Origin of the sequence: Bradyrhizobium sp. B120 (assembly GCF_049075665.1) — a bacterium.
Taxonomy (GTDB): Bacteria; Pseudomonadota; Alphaproteobacteria; order Rhizobiales; family Xanthobacteraceae; genus Bradyrhizobium.
Window position 1 is genome coordinate 1,259,513 of record NZ_CP185242.1, and the last position, 18,851, is coordinate 1,278,363.

Annotated in this window: 17 protein-coding genes; 9 read left to right on the plus strand and 8 right to left on the minus strand. The window is 64.6% G+C overall.

Annotated elements, in window-relative coordinates; all coding sequences use genetic code 11:
• Positions 1–32: 32 nt before the first annotated feature.
• Entirely contained in the window at positions 33–239 is a 207-nt protein-coding gene (locus ACOIX3_RS06015; protein WP_024581255.1) for a hypothetical protein, read from the plus strand.
• Between the two features lie 205 nt (positions 240–444).
• Here ACOIX3_RS06015 and ACOIX3_RS06020 read toward each other — a convergent pair whose 3' ends face one another.
• Together ACOIX3_RS06020 and ACOIX3_RS06025 are read right to left on the minus strand one after the other, a co-directional pair.
• A complete protein-coding gene (locus ACOIX3_RS06020) occupies positions 445–1,005 on the minus strand; it encodes a DUF2478 domain-containing protein (protein WP_420968872.1) in 561 nt (186 codons plus the stop codon).
• Between the two features lie 93 nt (positions 1,006–1,098).
• Complete coding sequence (locus tag ACOIX3_RS06025; protein WP_420968873.1) at positions 1,099–2,508, minus strand: aldehyde dehydrogenase family protein; 1,410 nt, start codon at positions 2,506–2,508, stop codon at positions 1,099–1,101.
• A 177-nt stretch (positions 2,509–2,685) separates the two neighbouring features.
• Here ACOIX3_RS06025 and ACOIX3_RS06030 point away from each other — a divergent pair, with 177 nt between their 5' ends.
• Positions 2,686–3,066 carry a hypothetical protein gene (locus ACOIX3_RS06030; protein ID WP_420968874.1) on the plus strand — a complete coding sequence of 127 codons (381 nt, stop codon included), beginning with the start codon at positions 2,686–2,688 and terminating at the stop codon, positions 3,064–3,066.
• A 230-nt stretch (positions 3,067–3,296) separates the two neighbouring features.
• Here ACOIX3_RS06030 and ACOIX3_RS06035 read toward each other — a convergent pair whose 3' ends face one another.
• Both ACOIX3_RS06035 and ACOIX3_RS06040 read right to left on the minus strand, forming a co-directional pair.
• The gene (locus ACOIX3_RS06035) at positions 3,297–3,584 is read right to left on the minus strand and encodes a DUF1330 domain-containing protein (protein WP_420968875.1); all 288 of its coding nucleotides are present in this window, start codon (positions 3,582–3,584) and stop codon (positions 3,297–3,299) included.
• A gap of 40 nt (positions 3,585–3,624) precedes the next feature.
• Positions 3,625–4,545 (minus strand): NAD(P)H-binding protein, encoded by a 921-nt coding sequence (locus ACOIX3_RS06040; protein ID WP_420968876.1) that lies wholly within the window; start codon positions 4,543–4,545, stop codon positions 3,625–3,627.
• Positions 4,546–4,625: 80 nt separating this feature from the next.
• Between ACOIX3_RS06040 and ACOIX3_RS06045 the strand changes: the two genes are divergently transcribed.
• The gene (locus ACOIX3_RS06045) at positions 4,626–5,213 is read left to right on the plus strand and encodes a TetR/AcrR family transcriptional regulator (protein WP_420968877.1); all 588 of its coding nucleotides are present in this window, start codon (positions 4,626–4,628) and stop codon (positions 5,211–5,213) included.
• 81 nt (positions 5,214–5,294) lie between these two features.
• Here the strand turns inward: ACOIX3_RS06045 and ACOIX3_RS06050 are convergent, their stop codons facing one another.
• Positions 5,295–6,146, minus strand: coding sequence for an SDR family NAD(P)-dependent oxidoreductase (locus ACOIX3_RS06050; protein WP_420968878.1), 852 nt, complete (start codon positions 6,144–6,146; stop codon positions 5,295–5,297).
• A gap of 200 nt (positions 6,147–6,346) precedes the next feature.
• Between ACOIX3_RS06050 and ACOIX3_RS06055 the strand changes: the two genes are divergently transcribed.
• Complete coding sequence (locus tag ACOIX3_RS06055) at positions 6,347–7,843, plus strand: aldehyde dehydrogenase family protein (protein WP_420968879.1); 1,497 nt, start codon at positions 6,347–6,349, stop codon at positions 7,841–7,843.
• A 287-nt stretch (positions 7,844–8,130) separates the two neighbouring features.
• Here the strand turns inward: ACOIX3_RS06055 and ACOIX3_RS06060 are convergent, their stop codons facing one another.
• Positions 8,131–8,514 (minus strand): winged helix-turn-helix domain-containing protein, encoded by a 384-nt coding sequence (locus tag ACOIX3_RS06060; protein ID WP_420968880.1) that lies wholly within the window; start codon positions 8,512–8,514, stop codon positions 8,131–8,133.
• A 102-nt stretch (positions 8,515–8,616) separates the two neighbouring features.
• Here ACOIX3_RS06060 and ACOIX3_RS06065 point away from each other — a divergent pair, with 102 nt between their 5' ends.
• Positions 8,617–9,744 carry an alkene reductase gene (locus ACOIX3_RS06065; protein WP_420968881.1) on the plus strand — a complete coding sequence of 376 codons (1,128 nt, stop codon included), beginning with the start codon at positions 8,617–8,619 and terminating at the stop codon, positions 9,742–9,744.
• 230 nt (positions 9,745–9,974) lie between these two features.
• Positions 9,975–10,490: a GFA family protein gene (locus ACOIX3_RS06070; RefSeq protein ID WP_420968882.1), complete on the plus strand. Its 516-nt coding sequence runs from the start codon at positions 9,975–9,977 to the stop codon at positions 10,488–10,490.
• 55 nt (positions 10,491–10,545) lie between these two features.
• On the opposite strand, the gene ACOIX3_RS06075 is transcribed toward ACOIX3_RS06070, so the two are convergent.
• Positions 10,546–12,030 carry a hypothetical protein gene (locus tag ACOIX3_RS06075; RefSeq protein ID WP_420968883.1) on the minus strand — a complete coding sequence of 495 codons (1,485 nt, stop codon included), beginning with the start codon at positions 12,028–12,030 and terminating at the stop codon, positions 10,546–10,548.
• A 329-nt stretch (positions 12,031–12,359) separates the two neighbouring features.
• On the opposite strand from ACOIX3_RS06075, the gene ACOIX3_RS06080 reads away from it, so the two are divergent.
• Positions 12,360–14,024, plus strand: a complete 1,665-nt coding sequence (locus tag ACOIX3_RS06080) for a thiamine pyrophosphate-binding protein (RefSeq protein ID WP_420968884.1) — start codon at positions 12,360–12,362, stop codon at positions 14,022–14,024.
• Between the two features lie 249 nt (positions 14,025–14,273).
• Here the strand turns inward: ACOIX3_RS06080 and ACOIX3_RS06085 are convergent, their stop codons facing one another.
• Entirely contained in the window at positions 14,274–15,653 is a 1,380-nt protein-coding gene (locus tag ACOIX3_RS06085; RefSeq protein WP_420968885.1) for an LLM class flavin-dependent oxidoreductase, read from the minus strand.
• A 251-nt stretch (positions 15,654–15,904) separates the two neighbouring features.
• Between ACOIX3_RS06085 and ACOIX3_RS06090 the strand changes: the two genes are divergently transcribed.
• Positions 15,905–17,290, plus strand: coding sequence for a M20 family metallopeptidase (locus ACOIX3_RS06090; RefSeq protein ID WP_420968886.1), 1,386 nt, complete (start codon positions 15,905–15,907; stop codon positions 17,288–17,290).
• 211 nt (positions 17,291–17,501) lie between these two features.
• On the plus strand, positions 17,502–18,788 hold the full coding sequence (locus tag ACOIX3_RS06095) for an MFS transporter (protein ID WP_420968887.1): 1,287 nt from the start codon (positions 17,502–17,504) through the stop codon (positions 18,786–18,788).
• Positions 18,789–18,851: the final 63 nt, after the last annotated feature.

Sequence of the window (18,851 nt, forward strand, 5' to 3'; positions counted from 1 at the left end):
CGCCGCCCGCAAACCAATGACCGGTGGGGTTAATGTCGAAGCAATCGTTGCGCGAGGAGGCCGAGCGCCTGATCCGCGAGACCATGGAAAAGCGGAACCTGGTCATCAAGCAGGGCACGACCCGGATCGAGGCCGTCTGCGGCAAATGCGGCGCGCCGAACCGGGTGCAGGCGGAAAAGGGCCAGTCCCGCGTCAAGTTCACCTGCAAGAATTGCGACCACAAGCAGGAAACGCTGTAAGCGCGGCCTGGTCTGTATGGTGGGGCTCGCTGACTCATCCTGCGATTCTGCATGTCCCGTCATCCTGAGGAGCGCGTAGCGCGTCTCGAAGGATCGACGGCCACCGGCCGGGCCGTTCATCCTTCGAGGCTCGCTCCGCTCGCACCTCAGGATGACGGGATAAATAGAATTGGATGGGTTAGCTGACCCACCCCACAAAGCCCCTTTACTTGAACGCCTCGCAGACCGTGGTGTGATCCGGCGCGATCCGGGCCGCGGTCCGCAGCGAGACGTTGCGCCACCAGGCGTCCAGCGCGTGGCGCTCGCAGGCGAGCTTCACGCTCATGCCGCCGGCGAACTTGATCCAGTCGGCAAAGCTCTGATGTGACACCGCGATCACGACGGGAATATCGGCGTCGAGCGCGCGCTCGATCACGAAGCCAAGGCCCTTGCCGTCGCGTTCCCGCTTGCCGAAGCGGTTGACGATGACGAGATCGGCGCCTTCAGCGAGCGCATCGGCGACGCGAACGCCGGCGTCCTGCAGCCGCGACAGATCGAGCTTGCAGCCGCTCGCACCCGGGCTCGGCGGCTGCGCCAGCAGCAGCGTCTCGCCGCTGTGGACCAGCACTGCCGACAGGGTGGAATCCGCGCATTGGCCTGATTGCACCATGCCGACCACGCGCGCCCCGCGCGCCTTCAGGTCGCCGGCGAAGTCGCGCAGGATGGCGTCGGGATCGTCATTGTCGTCATAGACCAGGGCGGCAAGGTCGCATTGGGCATCGAACATGATGGGCTCTGTTCGTTGTGGAGGAGAGCGGCGGCCGCGGCGCCAAGGGGCATTAAGGGGTGCCAAGGCGTCGCGCGGCCGCATGTTTTAGGATCAGGCGGCCGGCGGGCCGTTGATGATCTGCAGCTGGGTGAATTCGGCGAGACCTTCCTCGGCGAATTCGGTGCCGATGCCCGACTGCTTGGCGCCGCCGAACGGAATGTTCGGGGCCATGTCGAGGTGCTTGTTGATCCACACCGTGCCGGCTTCGATCTGGGTCGCGATCTCGTGCGCCCGCTTGATGTCGGAAGACCAGACCGACGCGCCGAGGCCGTAGGTGGTGGCGTTGGCGCGGCGGATCACGTCATCCTTGTCGGAGTATTTGATGACCGGCAGCACCGGGCCGAACTGTTCCTCGTCGACCAGCTTGGAGCCTTCCTTGATGTCGCGCACGATGGTCGGCTCGATGAAATAGCCGGGACGGTCCATTGCGGCGCCGCCGGCGATCACATTGCCGTTCTTGCGGGCGTCGTCGAGGAACGCCTTCACCTTCTCGTACTGCATCTTGTTCTGCAGCGGGCCGAGCTTGGTGCCCTGCTTGGAGCCGTCATCGACCACGGTGTTCTTCGCAATCGCGACGAGCTCGTTGCAGATCTCGTCATAGACGGATTCGTGCACATAGAGCCGCTTGATGGCGAGGCAGACCTGGCCGGAATTCTGGAACGCACCCTCGAAGATGCCGGGCGCGACCTTCTTCGGATCGACGTCGTCGAGCACGATGCCGGCGTCGTTGCCGCCGAGCTCGAGCGTGATCCGCTTCAGGGTCTGCGATGCGCTCGCCATCACCTTCTGGCCGGTCGCGGTCGAGCCGGTGAAGGAGATCTTGCGAATGTCAGGATGCTTGGTCATGTGATCGCCGAGATCGTTGGCGTCGGCGATGAAGTTGAGCACGCCCTTCGGCAGGATGTCCTTGACCAGTTCGGCAAAGCGCAGCGAGGCCAGCGGCGTGGTGGGCGCAGGCTTCACCACTAGCGTGTTGCCGGCAAGCAGCGCCGACGGCAGCTTGAACGCCAGGATCAGCAGCGGATAGTTCCAGGGAATGATCGCGCCGACCACGCCGAGCGGGCGGCGATAGGCCTCGACCTTGCGGTCGCCGGAATTCTCGACCACGCGCATCGGCAGATCGAGCGAGCCGAGGTAGCGGAAGAAGCCCGTCATGCCCATGACTTCGCCGGTGGCGTCCGCGAGCGGCTTGCCCTGCTCGCTGGTCAGGATGTGCGCGAGCTCGTTGGTGTTGGCCTCGATCGCCTCGGCCATCTTGATGATGAGCTTGCGACGCTCTTCCATCGGCGTGGCGGCCCACGCCGGGTAGGCGGCCTTCGCTGCGGCGACGGCCTTGTCGAGCTGTTCCTTGGAGGCGCGGGGGCATTGCGCCACCACCTCTTCGGTCGCCGGATTGAGCACCGGCATGGTCTGGTCGCCGGGTACCATCTTGCCGTCGATGAGAAGCTTGTAATCACTCATAGGCTTTGCTCTCCCTGGTCATACGGGCCCTTCGCGGGCCTCGCTATATCTCGCCGTATATCACGATTGCGGCGGGCGGGCCACGGCCAAAGATGCTCCCCGAATACCGGCTGGACGGCGGCCAGCCGAGCGATATATCCTTACGAATATAACGACGAAATGATCCGGAGTGCCGGCATGCAGATCGAAACCCAGCAGCTCACCACCTGCGAAGTCGCGCCCGACGGCTGCGCGATCTCGCTGGGCTTCGTCGACGGCAAGGGTGAGCCCGCAACCATTCGCCTGTCGATCAACCAGGTCGGCGCGCTGGTGATGACGCTGCCCGGGCTGATCAGCAAGGCGCTGCAGACGCGTTTCGGCGACCAGAGCCTGCGCTACGCCTATCCGCTGGATTCATGGGTGCTCGAGCAGTCGACCGATCCGAGCCATGGCATGATGACGCTGAAGACGTCGGACGGCTTCAGCGTCTGCTTCTCGATCCCGCGCGCCCAGCAGAGCGAGCTCGGCGAGGCGCTGGTGGCGCAGCCGGTGACGCCGGTGCGGGTGCGGGCGAATTAGCGTTGCCCGATGGCCTTTCCACGTCATTGCGAGCGGAGCGAAGCAATCCATTTTTTTCCGCGCATGCGGTGTCATGGATTGCTTCGTCGCTTCGCTCCTCGCAATGACGGGGAGAGACCTCACTTCCCCTTCACGAATGCGGCGAACGCGTCGCCGAAATCCGGATGTCAGCGCGACAGCGGCCGGCGGCTCAGAGGATGCGGCGCCGTCGATCGCACGCAGATGCCTTGTCAAACTCCGTCCAGAATAGCCAGGCTGCCGCGCGTGCTCTTGAGCCTGAGACCAATGATCTTCTGGTAGGCGGCCGAGTCGTACCAGCGTTCAGCGGATTCGCGTGACGGAAATTCAACGACCACTGTGCCGGGATGCTCCCACTGACCTTCCAGCACTGTCGCCTTGCCACCGGCAGCGAGAAACTGTCCCCCAAACGGGGCGGCCGTGTCCCCTACCTGCCTTCGATACTGTGCAAACATCGCTTCGTCGTGAACCGTCAACGTTACAATCAGGTAGGCCTTCATCTGAAACCCCTCATTGCTCAACTGGTCGCCAAGAAAACGCTCAACGTGCGAGCGTAGCCCCGGCCCGGTGCCGGGTTGAGTTCCGAAAGATCTCGATATTTTCGGCAAGCCATTGCGGCAGCGTTCTCGGCGACTGGCCGGTCAATGTCTCGACAGTCGACGTGGTCTCTCCGAGAGCGGATTCGCGAAACATCTGGTCCAGCCCGACCAACAAATCGGCGACCAGTGGCGGGAGGCCGTCAGCCAGCAGCGCGGCTCGCTGTTCCTCAGTCGACCGATGGTTGTAGACGACCGGGTGGCCGAGCAGGCTCGACAGCTGCTCAGCAACCTGCAGCATGGTCCAGGCCCGTGTCCCGGTCAGATGATAGGCGCGCTGCGACTCCGGGCTGAATTCCTCGAGCAATGCCACGCGTGCCACGTCGGCGACGTCACGGGTATCGATAAAGTTCACGCGCCCTTCGCCGGCCGCGCCCGCCCAGAAGCCGGCGGCGATTTGACCAGCCGCGCGCTTGAGGATGTCGACGTATGCCGAGGGCCGCAAGACGGTCGACGCCACCGGCTGCTGAGCCAGATGCGCCTCGATTTGCATATGCCAGGCAAAAGGATTCAGGCGAGACGCCGGCCCCAAGGCGGAGAGTTTGACCACATGGCGGACGCCGGCAGCTACGGCGGCGTCGATCAACGCGATCTCGTTCGCCACCTGCTGTGGCGACGTACCATGCGAAACGAACAGCCGATCGGTATCACGAAGCGCGTTCTGAAGCGTATCCGGCCGATCGAAATCGACAGCGGCGATGCGGACTCCCTTGGGCAGTTGAGGCGCGTCGGGCCGCCGGGTCAGCACCGTGATATCGACCGGATCGGAAGCGAGGAGGCCGGCCAGCGTCGAGCCGACGCGGCCCGTGGCACCGGCTATGGCGATCCGCGGCTTGTGCGACGCCGGTTGGATTTCCTTGGACATAGCGACATCTCCCTTGTATCTTGGAACGGTCGGTCCAACATACATGGAACGATCGGTCCAAGATGTCAAGCGGGGTGTTTATGAGCGGCAAGCCGCAATTCGATGAAGTTGCCGTGATCGCTGCGGCAATCGAGGTTTTCTGGCGCAACGGCTACGCGGCCGCTGCCATCAGCGATCTGACCGAGGCCACGGGCCTGTCGCGCTCCAGCCTCTATCAGCGATTCCAGGACAAGGACGGCTTGTTCCGGGAAGCCCTCGCAGCCTATACGCAGCGCGTCTTACGGCGCATGAACTCTGCCAAGGCCGATACCGCGCGCGGGCGACTGAACGCGTTGCTGCGCGCGTTTTTGCCGGACAGATCCCGGCCCCGGGGCTGCCTGATCGGGCGAAGCTGTGCCGAGATCTCGGCACTATCTAAAGCAGGACAGGCCGCCACACTGGCAGCAGCAGCACGTCAGCGTGACGTTTTGGCAGGCCTCCTGCGTGAAGGCGTGGCGGCGGGTGAGCTGCCCGAGGATGCCGACATCGATGCGATGGCTTGGTATTATCTCGGTGTGCTGCAGGCCGTATTGAATTTCCCGCAAACGGGTGGTGATCCGAGCATGCTCGATCGCATGATCGACGTCGCCATGTCGGTTTGGCCCGGCCCTCGTGTCAGCGGCTCATGACGTCAGTGCAAGCCAACGGGCCGCGCGAACGCGCGCCCGATGACGGGCTTCGTCGCCTCGCTCTTCGCAATGACGGTGTAACTACTTTCCCTTCACGAACGCGGCGAATGCGTCGCCGAAATCCGGATGCCAGCGCGACAGCGGCGGGCGGTTCTCGACGATGTCGCCGGCGGCCCACAGGATGCGGCGTTCGTCGAGCGCGCGCGGCACGTCGTTGTCCGGGCAGAGGATGTAGAAATCGCCGGCTTGGAGGTGCTCGATCATGAAGTCGACGGTCTGCTCCGATGTCCAGGCGGCGGCCGGCTTCTCGGTGCGGCCGCGCGCGGTCAGCCCGGTAAAGACAAAACCCGGGATCAAGAGATGCGCCGTGATCTTGCAGCCGTCGGTGTTGCGCAGCTCGTGCTGCAGCGCCTCGGTGAACGCCTTCACGCCGGCCTTGGAGACATTGTAGGCGGGATCGCCCGGCGGCGTGGTGATGCCCTGCTTCGAGCCGGTGTTGATGATCAGCCCCGGCCGGCCGCGCTTGATCATGTTCGGCGCAAACGCCTGCGTGCCGTTGATCACGCCCCACAGATTGACGCCAAGGATGCGCTGCCAATTGTCCGCGGGCCCGAACATCGCGCTGCCGGGCTGGATGCCGGCATTGTTCATCAGGATGTCGGTGCCGCCGAACTTTTTCGTGACGGCGGCCTCAAGGCCTGCGACCTCATCAGCACGGCTGACATCGACCGCAGCCGTCATGATGTCGGCGGCGCCGCCAGGCGCGGCAGATGACAGTTTTGCGGCAGCCGCCTTCAGCCTGTCATCGCCGAGATCGGCGATGCAGACCTTCATGCCGGCTTCGGCAAACCGCTTAGCTGCAGCAAGCCCGATGCCGGATGCGCCTCCGGTGATCACGGCAACATGATTGGCTGATATCACGGGGTGGGGCATCGTCGGTCTCCGGACACATCTGTGGCTCAGTTCGAAAATCAGTATATCGCACCTGGCATGCACGCAGGTGCATGGGAGGTTTTCATGCGCGCCACCCTCGACAACGCCGGCGTCGCTTTACGGTTTCGTGGCCGCGCTGTAGAATCGCCGATATAACGCTTCCAAAACACCTCAGCCGACATTTTATAGGGAGTGCAAACATGGCTGTTTCGCAGGCTATTCCGATCACGCGCCATCCTTATGCCGATGGCTCCTACAAGCAGATGCTGATCGACGGCAAATGGGTCGACGCCGCCTCCGGCAAGAAATTCGAAACCCACAACCCCGCCACCGGCGAATTGCTCGCCTCCGTCGCCGAGGGCGATGCCGAGGACATCAACCGTGCGGTTGCGGCCGCGCGCCGCGCCTTCGAAGGGCCGTGGAGCAAGGTGAAGCCGTTCGAGCGGCAGAACATGCTGCTCAAGCTCGCCGAGCTGGTCGAGGCCAATTTCGAGGAACTGTCCCAGCTCGACACGCTCGACATGGGCGCGCCGATCAGCCGCACCCGCGGCAACCGGCTGCGCGCGCTCGGCATGCTGCGCTACTACGCCGGCCAGGCCACCGCGATCCACGGCGAGACCATCGAGAACTCGCTGCCCGGCGAGATCTTCTCCTACACGCTGAAGGAGCCGATCGGCGTGGTCGGCGCCATCATTCCCTGGAACGGGCCGCTGACCGCCTCGATCTGGAAGATCGGCCCCGCGATCGCGACCGGTTGCACCGTGGTGCTGAAGCCGGCGGAGGAATCGCCGCTGACCTCGCTGCGCATCGGCGAGCTCTGCATGGAGGCCGGCATTCCGCCCGGCGTCGTCAATGTCGTGCCGGGCTATGGCGAGACCGCGGGCGCCGCGCTCGCCTCGCATCCCGATGTCGACAAGGTCGCCTTCACCGGCTCGCACGTCACGGGGCAATCGATCATCCGTGCCTCGGCCGGCAACCTCAAGCGCGTCTCGCTCGAGCTCGGCGGCAAGTCGCCGGACATTGTGTTCGCCGATGCCGATCTCGATGCCGCGGTGCCGGGCGCTGCGATGGCGGTGTTCGCCAATTCCGGCCAGATCTGCAGCGCCGGCACCCGGCTGTTCGTCGAGCAGAAGGTCTATGACGAGTTCGTCGGCCGCGTCGCCGAGTTCGGCAAGAAGCTGCAGGTCGGCAACGGCCTCGATCCCAACACCCAGATCGGCCCCTTGGTGTCGCAGCAGCAGATGGAGCGGGTCTCCGGCTATCTCGACATCGGCCAGAAGGAAGGCGCCAAGGCGCTGGCCGGCGGCGGCCGCCTCACCGAGGGCGCGCTGTCGAAGGGCTATTTCGTGCAGCCGACCGTGTTTGCCAATGTGCAGGACAACATGCGCATCGCGCAGGAGGAGATCTTCGGCCCGGTGATCTCGGCGATCTCGTTCAAGGATCCGGACGAGCTGATCAAGCGCGCCAATGCCACCACCTTCGGCCTCGGCTCCGGTGTCTGGACCACCAATGTCAGCAAGGCGCACCAGCTCGCCAAGGCGCTGCGCGCTGGCTCGGTCTGGGTCAATTGCTACCAAGCGATGGATCCGGCGGTGCCGTTCGGCGGCTACAAGATGAGCGGCTACGGCCGCGAGTCCGGCAAGCAGCACGTCGAGGAATATCTCAACGTCAAGGCGGTCTGGATCAAGACGGGTTAGGGTCGCGCAACCGCCTGCGTTTTCTCTTCGCCTCTCCCCGCCTGCGGGGAGAGGTCGCCGCGCCCTTGCGCGGCGCGTGAGGGGGGTACAGGTCTCACCACTAGCTGGTGCGCGGAGCGAAGCCCCTCACCAATGCTTGCATGATTTCGGAATATTAGAAGAATATCCCTGATTTGCCCGACGCGTCAAGTCGCCTTGTCGAGCGCCGGCCGTCGCCGGCTACTGTGCATGGGGTTGTTTTCGATATTTTCGTAAGCGCCCCTTGCTGCGGCCGCCGATTCCAGCGTTTACCGCCCCGCGGCCTTCCTCGGCTTGCCGATGTCGCTGCGCAGGGCCTCGAGATCCTTGCGCACGGCGGTCGCCGCATCGCGCTCGATCTTGCGGTAGCGCGCCACCAGGGAAAGACCGAACGGGGTCAGCACCGCGCCGCCGCCGTTCTTGCCGCCGGTCTGGCGTTCCACCGCCGCCTGGCGGCAGATGCGGTTGATCTCGTCGACCAGGTCCCAGGCGCGCTTGTAGCTCATGTCCATGGCGCGGCCGGCGGCCGAGATCGAGCCGCATTCCCTGATCTGCTCGAGCAGCAGGATCTTGCCCGGTCCGATGCGGTCTTCGGCATCGAGATCGATGCGGACGCTCAACGAGGGGAGCGATGTGGCGCTCGTTTTCGACATGGCAAGCCTGCTTGTCTGTTCGCTAGATTGCCACTACCTGCTTTTGCGAACAAGATGAACCCGTGACATAACGGGACATCACAAAGAATAATCGGGGTAGGCATGAGTTCTCCATCGCTGTTTTCGCCGCTCAAGGTCGGTCCCTATGAGCTGAAGCATCGCGTCGTGATGGCGCCGCTGACGCGGATGCGGGCGGCGCGGCCGAGTCTCGCGCCGCGGCCGATGAACGCGGAATATTACGCGCAGCGCGCCACGCCCGGCGGCCTCTTGATCGCGGAAGCCTCGCCGGTGGTCGCCACCGGCTTCGGCAATCCCGGCGTCCCCGGCATCTACAGCGAGGCCCAGATCGCGGGCTGGCGCGAGGTGGTGGATGCCGTGCACGCCAAGGGCGGCTTGATCTTCCTGCAGCTCTGGCACGTCGGCCGCGTCTCGCATTCCTCGTTCCAGCCGGATGGCGCGCTGCCGGTGGCGCCGTCGGCGGTCGCGATCCCCGCCGAGTTCAGGTGCATGACGGCGGACGGCAAGGTAGTCGACTACGAGACGCCGCGTGCGCTCGAGACCAGCGAGGTCGCCCTGATGGTCGAGGCCTACCGGCAGGGCGCGAAGAACGCGCTCGCCGCCGGCTTCGACGGTGTCGAGATCCACGGCGCCAATGGCTATCTGATCGAGCAGTTCCTGCAATCGCGCAGCAATCTGCGCACCGACCAATATGGCGGCTCGATAGAGAACCGCGTCCGCTTCCTGCTGGAAGTGGCGCAGGCGGTGACCGAGGTCTGGGGCGCCAACCGCGTCGGCGTGCGGCTCTCGCCCTACGGTATTGCCAATGGCAGCGGCGAGGCCGAGCCGATGCCGCTCTACAGCCACGCCATCAAGGCGCTGGACAAGTTCGGGCTCGCCTACCTGCATTTCATCGAGCCGCGTGCCTCGGGCACCGGTCGCGCCGAGGTCGACTGGCAGAACGTGCCGTCCGCGATGGTGTTGTACCGCCCGATGTGGAGCGGTGTCCTGATCACCGCCGGCAATTTCGTCGGCGACAGCGCGCAGAGCGCGGTCGCGGAAGGCCATGCCGATGCAATCGCGTTCGGCCGCTATTTCATCTCCAACCCGGATCTGCCGCGCCGCCTGCAGCGCGGCTATCCGCTGACCAAGTACAACCGCGCGACCTTCTATGCCGGCGAGGAGAAGGGCTACACGGATTATCCCCTGCACGACGAGATGGCGCAGGCCTGAGGATCTCGTAGTCCGGATAGTCTCGTAGCCCGGATGAAGCGCAGCGCAATCCGGGGCCTTTCGTCGGCGGATCAAGCGTCCCAGGATTTCGCTTCGCTGCATCCGGGCTACGATGCTTCCTTCCTCGTCATTGCGAGGAGCGGCAGCGACGAAGCAATCCATCGCCCCTGGCGCGCGGATAGATGGATTGCTTCGCTGCGCTCGCAATGACGGCAAATGGAGCGACCCCGATGTTTCCGGACGACGAGTTTGAGCCGACAAAGAAATCAAAACCGGTGGCGCTGGCAAAGCCCGCGGCCGGCCAGTGCCTGTGCGGCAAGGTGCAGTTCGAGATCGACGTGCCGGCACGCTGGGCCTGGCACGATCACACCGCTGCGAGCCGCCGCGCCCATGGCGCTGTTTATGCGACCTATGTCGGCAGCTGGAAGAAGCGCTTCCGCATCACGCAGGGCGAGAGCGAGCTCTCGCGCTATGAGGACACGAAAAGCAAGACCGCGCGCAGCTTCTGCGCCAATTGCGGCACGCCCATCGTCTACGAGCGCGCCCGGTCGCCGCACATGGTGAATATCCCGCGCGCGCTGTTTTCGGGGCGCACCGGCCGGCAGCCGCTCTATCACATCGCGATCGAGGAATTGCAGGAGTGGGCCTACACCGGCGAGCCGCTGGTGCCGCTGAAGGGCTATCCCGGCGTGGTCTGGCAACGTTCGAAAAAGAAGAAGCGCAGCGAGCGCGAGGGAATGTTCTAGGACACCAGGTCGCGCATGTCAGCGTTCGAGGCAGGGCGGTCACACCAACGCTATGTCAGTGCTTCACGTAGATGACCTCGTCCGTTCCTACGTATTCCTCGGTCCACCCTCTCTTGTCGACGAGGAACCGCTTCAGCGGTTCGTGCGCCTTCACCCAGAGCACCGTGTCGATCTTGTACTTGGCGAGGACGGTGTCCCAGGCGGCCTCGTCGATCTCCCATTTGATCAGGCTGAAATAGTCGCGCAGCAGCTCATCGGGATAGGCGGTGGCCGACCGACCGTCGACGAACACCGGCACCGCACCGCGTGTGTAGAAGATCAGGAGCCCGCCGACGTTCCAGTGGTTCAGCAGCCGTGCATGCGGAAAATGGCTTTGAAGATAACGCGCATCCTGCTCCGAGAGCAGCTGCGGCATCGCGAGCGCCGGTTTGACGTACATCAAGGTCAGCGGCAGCGCGCACATGCCGACAATGCCGGCCACCAGCAACGAACTCTGGACCTTGAGGTCGTTGAGCTGCTTGGGCAGCACCCGGTCGATGTGAAGCGCCAGCGGCACCGTCGCGAACATGAAGAAGAACGACATGTACCGGTATTGATAGAATCCGAGCAGCAGAAACAGCCAGGACAGCAGCCGCGACTCCGGAGGAGCGGGCGAGGCAGCCGGGTGGCGCAGCTCGAACGCGGCAAATATGGCGATATAGACGATGCCGGGAATGCTCCCGGGCACGGTGAAGTTCGCGGAATAAGACCACCACTCGGTGATGTTCGCCTGCGCAAAGTGGCCGAGCGTGTTCGTGACGCCGTCGTAGATGTGCCAGCCGAGCGGATTGATCAGGATTGCGACAAGGCAACCGGCGGCTGCGAAACCGTAGATCTTAAGACCTGCCCAGTCCCGCCTGAGCACGGACGCGGCGCCGAAGATGCCGATGATGAAAAGCCCGAGCACAAAGCCGCCATGCAGATTGGCCCAAAGCACCATCATCACCGGCAGCAAGAACCACCTGGTTCGCTTCAGGCACTCTGCGTAGAAAACGACGCAGAACAACATGGTCGGGGTGTTCGGCGAAGCGGCGAGATAGGAATTCGGCGCGGTCACGAACGCCGGGTAAAGCAGGCACGCGGCGAGAACGGAAATGCCGACCGCAAGCGTCGAGGCGCCGCTGCGCAGGCAGATCGATGCAAGATATCCGGTGATGACGGCGCCGCATGCAACGACCGACAGTGTGAGACCGATATACCCCGTGTATTGAAACACCACGCTGGCGATCACGTCCCAGAGCCAGGACAGATTGTACCATTGCCTGTCGCCGTGGGTGAATGACCATGGATCCTGGAAGGGGACATTGCCGCGCTCCCTGATCAGGTCTCCGGCGGCAAGGTGCCATCCGAGATCCAGATGGCCGAGCAGGAGCGGCCCGTTCGACAGGTAGTACACCGACGTGACTGCGATCAGGAAGACATAGAGACCCGGCTTCTCGCGCCCGATCGTTCCCGGTCCTCTATCGAGCCTGGTTCCGTTCCAGGCCGCCAGCGCGTCCATGACTGAACCCTCGCGATCGAAGCGAGCCGTGTGCGGGCCCTGCATGCTCTTCTGTGTGCTTGATGAAGGCAAACCATCGTCGCTTTAGGGCACTCTGGCTAAAGTAGCGTTAAGGTCGGCCGCGCAATTCGATGGCTCCCGTCGAGGTTCACGTCTGCCCAACGCCGGCTTTCGAGGGACCGGCCGGCGCAGTGAAATGATGGGCCCCGAGAGCCAGGCGCGCGCCAGCGGAATGCGGCCATGACCGGCCGCTCGATTGCTCCCCAAGCGCAAGTTTGGTCATCTCCACCGGTGCCGTCGGCCAATGCGCTGGCAGGCCTGGAGGGAACATGAAGAATCGCATCACCGGCCGCTCGGCATTCCTGGCGCTGCTGAAGGACGAGGGCGTCACGCATCTGTTCGGCAATCCCGGTACCACCGAATTGCCGATCATGCATGCGTTGAAGGATCATCCTGACCTCACCTATGTGATGGCGATGCAGGAGAGCCTGGTCGTCGCGATGGCCGATGGTTTCAGCCGCGCCTCCGGCAAGCTGGTCGCCTGCAACGTCCATGTCGCGCCCGGCCTCGGCAATGCAATGGGCTCGCTCTACAATGCGAGCTTCACCGGCACGCCGCTGATCCTTACCGCCGGCCAGCAGGAGCAGGGCCATGGCCTGACCGAGCCGGTGCTCTATGGTCCGCTGGTGCAGATGGCCACGCCCTTGGTGAAATGGGCCGTCGAGGTGACGCGGCTGGAGGACCTGCCGCGCATCGTGCGCCGCGCCGCCAAGATCGCGACCACGCCGCCCACGGGACCGGTGTTCATCTCGCTGCCCGGCGATATTCTCAACGCCGAGGCCGGCATCGAGCTCGGCCGCTCCACCCGGGTCGACACGCGCGTCCGGCCGTCGGAGGAGTCGTTGAAGGCGCTGGCCGCGCGGATCCTGAAAGCGGAGCGTCCGGTGATTGTCGTCGGCGACGAGATCGTCAAGAGCGACGCGTTGCGCGAAGCGGCCGATCTCGCCGAGACGCTGGGCTGCCCGGCCTGGCAATCGCCGACGCCTTATGGTTCGCATTTCCTCTCCGAAAGCCCGAGCTTCATGGGCGCGATCGCGCGGCTGCAGAAGGTCGCCCGCGACGTGCTGGCGCCGTATGATCTGTTGATCGCGCTCGGCGGCGATCCGCTGCGGATGTCGGTCTATAGCGAGGTCGATCCGCTGCCGGACGGGCTCTCGATCGTGCAGGTCGGCCTCGTCGACAGCGATCTCGCCAGGAATTATGGCGCCGAGATCGCTGTGAAGGCCGACGTCAAGGAAACGCTGCGCGCGCTGGTCCCGGCATTGAAGGAGCTCGGCGGCGGCGCGCTGGAGACGCGCGCCAAGCAGGGCCTTGCAGCGCTCTCGACGAAGAACTGGGCGGCGAAGCGCAAGGCGCTGGTCGAGCAGATCTCGAAGGCGAGCCTGAAATCGCCGATCGATCCGGATTGGCTGGCGCTGCAGGTCGTGGAGGCGATGCCCGACAATGCGATCCTGGTCGACGAAGGCCTGACCTCGTCGCGGCAGATCCTCGGCTTACGCCCGCATCGCGACCGCTACGGGTATCACGCGCTTGCCTCCGGTGGCATCGGCTGGGGCCTGCCGGCCGCGGTCGGCGTCAGCCTCGCCAATCCGCAGCGCCCGGTGGTGTGCTATTCCGGCGACGGCTCGTCGATGTATTCGATCCAGTCGCTGTGGACCGCGGCCAACCACAAGCTGCCGCTGACCTTCGTCATCGTCAACAATGGCGGCTATCGCATCATCAAGCAGCGCCTGCTCGCCTTCCATGGCGACGACAATTACGTCGGCATGGATTTCATCGATCCGCCGGTCGATTTCACCGGTGTCGCGCGCTCGCTCGGGCTCGAGGCGATCAAGGTCACCGACCCGCAGGAGCTGAAGGGTGTGATGAAGTCGGCGTTCAGCCGTCCCGGCGCGAAGCTGATCGAGGTGATGGTCAGCAATTCGGTGAATTGAACGGGTTGCGGTGCGCCAGCTCTCTCACCGTCATCCTGAGGCTCTCGCGTAGCGAGCCTCGAAGGATGCACGGCCCGGCCGTTGGCCGTCGATCCTTCGAGACGCGCGCAAGAGCGCGCTCCTCAGGATGACGGGACGGTGAGCTGGGCCTATCCTCGTCATTGCGAGGAGCGAAGCGACGAAGCAATCCATTGCTTCGCATATGCGGAAGCATGGATTGCTTCGCTTCGCTCGCAATGACGCCGTAAACTACTCCGCCGCGCGCTTCACCCGATATCGCCCCGCCGGATGTGTTGCGTCCAGCCTCGCTCGTCCCGCGCCGAACAGCTTCTCGCGCAAGGTGCCCTTGGCATACTCCCGCTTGTAGCGGCCGCGCTTGACGAGCTCCGGCACCAGCATGTCGGCGATATCCTCGAAATCGCCGGGCGAGATCGCAAACGCGACATTGAGGCCGTCGACGTCGGTATCCTCGAACCATTGCTCGATCTTGTCTGCGACCTGCTCGGGCGAGCCGACCACCACGGGGCCGGCGCCGCCGATGCCGACATGCTCGGCGACCTCGCGCACGGTCCAGACCCTGTCCGGGTCGGCGCGGGTGACGTTGTCCATCGCGGAGCGGCCGGCATCGTTCTGCACGTGCCGGACCTCCTGGTCGAGCGAATAGGTCGAGAAGTCGACGCCGGTCCAGCCCGACATCAGCGCCAGCGCGCCCTCATGGCTGATATGGCTGCGATACTCGGCGTACTTCGCCTTCGCCTCGGCCTCGGTCGGCGCCACCACGATGCACATCATCGAGAACATCAGGATCTCGGCGGCGTTACGGCCTTTCTCGGCGGCGAGCTCGCGGATCGCCGCCACCCGCGGGCCGATCACCTTGGCCGACGGGCCGGACATGAACACGCATTCGGCGTGCTCGGCGGCGAACTGCCGGCCGCGCGGCGAGGTGCCGGCCTGATAGAGCACCGGCGTGCGCTGCGGCGACGGCTCCGACAGATGGATCGCGTTGAGCCGGTAGTTGGCTCCCTCGTGCTGCACCCGATGCACCTTCTTTGGATCGGTGAAGATGCCGCGCGCGACGTCGCGGATCGCGGCGTCGTCCTCCCAGCTGCCTTCCCAGAGCTTGTAGACCAGCTCCATATACTCGTCGGCGAGCTCGTAGCGGTCGTCATGCGCGGTCTGCTTGTCCTTGCCGGCCCCGCGCGCCGCGGAATCGAGATAGCCGGTCACCACGTTCCAGCCGACCCGGCCGCCGGTGAGATGATCGAGCGTCGACATCCGCCGCGCGAACGGATAGGGCGGCTCGAACGAGAGATTGCTGGTGACGCCGAAGCCGAGATTTTCGGTCACGGCGGCCATCGCCGGGATCAGCATCAACGGCTCGTTGGCCGGGGTCTGAGCCGCGTTGCGCAGCGCCGCATCCGGATTGCCGGCATACACATCGTAGACGCCGAGCACGTCGGCGAGGAACAGGCCGTCGAACCGCCCTCGCTCCAGCGTCTTCGCCAGATCGGTCCAGTAGGACAGCTTGTTGTAGTCCTTGGTGCGGTCGCGCGGATGGGTCCACAGCCCCGGCGACTGATGCGCCACGCAGTTCATGGCAAAGGCGTTGAGCCGGATTTGTTTTGTCATTGTCGAAACCTTGGTCGAAACCTTGAGCGCCGCTTCGATTGTGGCCCGGTCGGATGCCGGGCGTCCCGCAGCAACTTGTTGCGACTTCCCACGTTTTGGCAAGGCCCCTTCGCGATTCACACCCTTCCGGTGGCGCGCCGATCCCGATAGGTTGCCGGCCTCCAGAAGCATGATCCGGGCGCAAGGCGTCGCGTTCCGGTGGGATCATGCCAAGCAATCATCTCGAGACGCGACCGGACGAAGGAACAATCATGGCGACACGGGCCGACGCAATCGCAAACGTGCGAGAGCATTTTCAATCGGGACAGTTCTTGCGGGAGCTGGACCGCAGGGTCGGCTACCAGACCGAGAGCCTGAATGCCGACAAGGCCGATGCGCTGCGCGCCTATCTGGTCGAGAATCTGCAGCCAGCCTTTGCCGAGCTCGATTTCAAGACCCGGCTGATCGAATCGCCGACCGGCCGCGGGCCCTATCTGATCGCCGACTACCAGGAGGATGCGGCGCGGCCGACCGTGCTGACCTATGGCCATGGCGACGTCGTCGACGGCATGGTCGGCGAATGGCGCGACGGGCTCAATCCCTGGCAGACCACGGTCAAGGGCGACCGGGTCTATGGCCGCGGCACCGCCGACAACAAGGGCCAGCATTCGATCAACATGGCCGCGCTGCGCGCGGTGAAGCAGGCGCGCGGCGGCAAGCTCGGCTTCAACGCCAAGTTCATCATCGAGACCGGTGAGGAGATCGGCTCGCCCGATCTGCGCGAGGTCTGCGAGGCGCATCGTGAGGAGCTGAAGGCCGATCTGTTCATTGCCTCTGACGGGCCGCGGCTGTCGGCGGACCGGCCGACCATCTTCCTCGGCTGCCGTGGCGGCAACCGCATCCATCTCGACGTCAACCTGCGCGATGGCGGCAACCATTCCGGCAATTGGGGCGGCGTGCTGGCCAATCCCGCGACGATTTTGGTCAACGCGATCGCGAGCCTGGTCGACGGCAAGGGCCGCATGAAGCTCGAGATCCTGAAACCGCCGCCGATCTCGAACCGTGTCCGCGCCGCGCTCGCCGACGTTGAAATCAAGCCGACGGCCGACGAGCCGGCGCTGGCGGAAGACTGGGGCGAGGAGGGCCTGACCGCGGCCGAGCGGCTCTACGCCTGGAACACGCTGGAAGTGCTGGCGATGTCGTCAGGCAATATCGACAAGCCCGCCAATGCAATTCCGGGCAAGGCGAATGCGGTGCTGCAGCTCCGCTTCGTGGTCGGCACCAGATATCTCGAAGTGATCGATGGGGTGCGCAATTATCTGCACAAGAACGGCTTTCCGATGGTCGAGGTCTCGGGCGCGCAGCGGTTTGGCGCCTCGCGCACCGACATGGACAGCCCGTGGATCGAGTGGGCGGCGAACTCGATCCGCACCACCACCGGCAAGGCGCCGGCGGTGCTGCCGAACTTCGGCGGCTCACTGCCGAACGACGTGTTCTCGGAAGGGCTGGGGCTGCCGACGATCTGGGTGCCGCATTCCTATCCGGGCTGCTCGCAGCATGCCCCCGACGAGCACATCCTGTTGCCGGTGACCGAGGAGGCGCTGACCATCATGGCCGGCCTGTTCTGGGATCTCGGCGAGGCACCGCGCAAGGGGTGAGGTTGCCGTTGAGCCAAGACTGGATGGGCTCCCTCGCCCCGCTCTTGCGGGGAGAGGGTGGGGTGAGGGGCTTCTCTCCGCGAGCACGCCGATTGTTGAGACCTGTACCCCCTCACCCGGATTGCATCTGACGATGCAATCCGACCTCTCCCCGCGGGCGGGGAGAGGTGAAGGACGCAGCGAGAAAGCTTGAGACCGCTAAGGAATCTAGATGACACTATCGACGCCGCTTACCTCCGAAGCCGACGCCACCACCAAGAAAAACATCACCCGCCTGATCGTCGCGACCTCGGTCGGCAATGCGCTCGAATGGTACGACATCTCGGTCTACGCCTATTTCGCGGTCTATCTCTCCAAGGCGTTCTTCCCGGCCAATGATCCCACCACCTCGCTGCTGCTGACCTTCGGCAGCTTCGGCTTGTCGTTTTTGATCCGCCCGATCGGCGGCATCGTGCTCGGCGCCTATGCCGACCGTCACGGCCGCAAGGCTTCCCTGATGCTGTCGATCGTGCTGATGACATTTGGCACATTGGTGCTGGCGTTGATGCCGACCTATCAGACCATCGGCATCCTGGCGCCGATAGCGGTGATGCTGGCGCGGCTGGTGCAGGGCTTTTCCGCAGGCGGCGAGTTCGGCTCCTCGACCGCGTTCCTGGTCGAGCACATGCCGGAGCGGCGCGGCTTCGTGGCGAGCTGGCAGTTCGCGAGCCAGGGCGTCAGCGGCCTGCTCGGCGCAGGCTTCGGTGCGCTGCTGACCTCGCTGATGAACCCCGACGACCTGCAATCCTGGGGCTGGCGGCTGCCGTTCCTGTTCGGCGTGCTGATCGGCCCGGTCGGCATCTACATCCGCAACCATGTCGACGATGCGACGCCGCCGCCGGCGGCGGGGAAGCAGGACTCGCCGGTGAGGGAAGTGTTCGCGCGGCAGAAGCTCGCAACGATGCTGGCGATCGGCGCGCTCGCGGTGTCGACCGCGGTCAACTATCTGATCGTCTACATGCCGACCTATGTGGTGAAGACGCTGAACCTCGCGCCGTCGGTCGGCTTCATCGCCGCATTCGCCGCGCAGACGGCGGTCGCGCTGCTGGCGCCAATCGCAGGCCTCGTCTCCGACAGGATCGGGCGCACCACGCACATGATCCTGTTCGCGCTGCTGCTGCTGGTATCGATCTTCCCGGCCTTCCTGCTGCTCACGGGCAGGCCGACGCCTGTCATCATCCTGATCGGCGTGCTGTGGCTCGGCGTGCTCAAGTCGCTGTATTACGGACCGCTCGCCGCGCTGATGTCGGAGCTGTTTCCGGCGGCGACGCGTGCGACCGGGCTCGGCCTCAGCTACAATATCGGCGTCACGCTGTTCGGCGGCATGGGCCCGGCGATCATGACCTGGATGGGCGGCTTCGCGCCGATCGGCGAGCTCGCACCGGGCTATTACCTCACCGGCGTCTGCCTGCTCAGCCTGTGGTCGCTGTTCACCATCCGACGGCTGCGGCTGGCATAGAGCATGATCCGAAAAAGTGCGAAGCGGTTTCTCGAAAGATCATGCTCAAATGGTGGATGATTT

Excerpts from the sequence above, each read along its gene's own strand:
- ACOIX3_RS06085 (WP_420968885.1), bottom strand. The coding sequence starts at position 15,653 with ATGACAAAACAAATCCGGCTCAACGCCTTTGCCATGAACTGCGTGGCG.
- ACOIX3_RS06035 (WP_420968875.1), bottom strand. The coding sequence starts at position 3,584 with ATGAAGGCCTACCTGATTGTAACGTTGACGGTTCACGACGAAGCGATG.
- ACOIX3_RS06050 (WP_420968878.1), bottom strand. The coding sequence starts at position 6,146 with ATGCCCCACCCCGTGATATCAGCCAATCATGTTGCCGTGATCACCGGA.
- ACOIX3_RS06065 (WP_420968881.1), top strand. The coding sequence starts at position 8,617 with ATGAGTTCTCCATCGCTGTTTTCGCCGCTCAAGGTCGGTCCCTATGAG.
- ACOIX3_RS06015 (WP_024581255.1), top strand. The coding sequence starts at position 33 with ATGTCGAAGCAATCGTTGCGCGAGGAGGCCGAGCGCCTGATCCGCGAG.
- ACOIX3_RS06030 (WP_420968874.1), top strand. The coding sequence starts at position 2,686 with ATGCAGATCGAAACCCAGCAGCTCACCACCTGCGAAGTCGCGCCCGAC.
- ACOIX3_RS06095 (WP_420968887.1), top strand. The coding sequence starts at position 17,502 with ATGACACTATCGACGCCGCTTACCTCCGAAGCCGACGCCACCACCAAG.
- ACOIX3_RS06045 (WP_420968877.1), top strand. The coding sequence starts at position 4,626 with ATGAGCGGCAAGCCGCAATTCGATGAAGTTGCCGTGATCGCTGCGGCA.
- ACOIX3_RS06055 (WP_420968879.1), top strand. The coding sequence starts at position 6,347 with ATGGCTGTTTCGCAGGCTATTCCGATCACGCGCCATCCTTATGCCGAT.
- ACOIX3_RS06025 (WP_420968873.1), bottom strand. The coding sequence starts at position 2,508 with ATGAGTGATTACAAGCTTCTCATCGACGGCAAGATGGTACCCGGCGAC.
- ACOIX3_RS06090 (WP_420968886.1), top strand. The coding sequence starts at position 15,905 with ATGGCGACACGGGCCGACGCAATCGCAAACGTGCGAGAGCATTTTCAA.
- ACOIX3_RS06075 (WP_420968883.1), bottom strand. The coding sequence starts at position 12,030 with ATGGACGCGCTGGCGGCCTGGAACGGAACCAGGCTCGATAGAGGACCG.
- ACOIX3_RS06060 (WP_420968880.1), bottom strand. The coding sequence starts at position 8,514 with ATGTCGAAAACGAGCGCCACATCGCTCCCCTCGTTGAGCGTCCGCATC.
- ACOIX3_RS06020 (WP_420968872.1), bottom strand. The coding sequence starts at position 1,005 with ATGTTCGATGCCCAATGCGACCTTGCCGCCCTGGTCTATGACGACAAT.
- ACOIX3_RS06080 (WP_420968884.1), top strand. The coding sequence starts at position 12,360 with ATGAAGAATCGCATCACCGGCCGCTCGGCATTCCTGGCGCTGCTGAAG.
- ACOIX3_RS06070 (WP_420968882.1), top strand. The coding sequence starts at position 9,975 with ATGTTTCCGGACGACGAGTTTGAGCCGACAAAGAAATCAAAACCGGTG.
- ACOIX3_RS06040 (WP_420968876.1), bottom strand. The coding sequence starts at position 4,545 with ATGTCCAAGGAAATCCAACCGGCGTCGCACAAGCCGCGGATCGCCATA.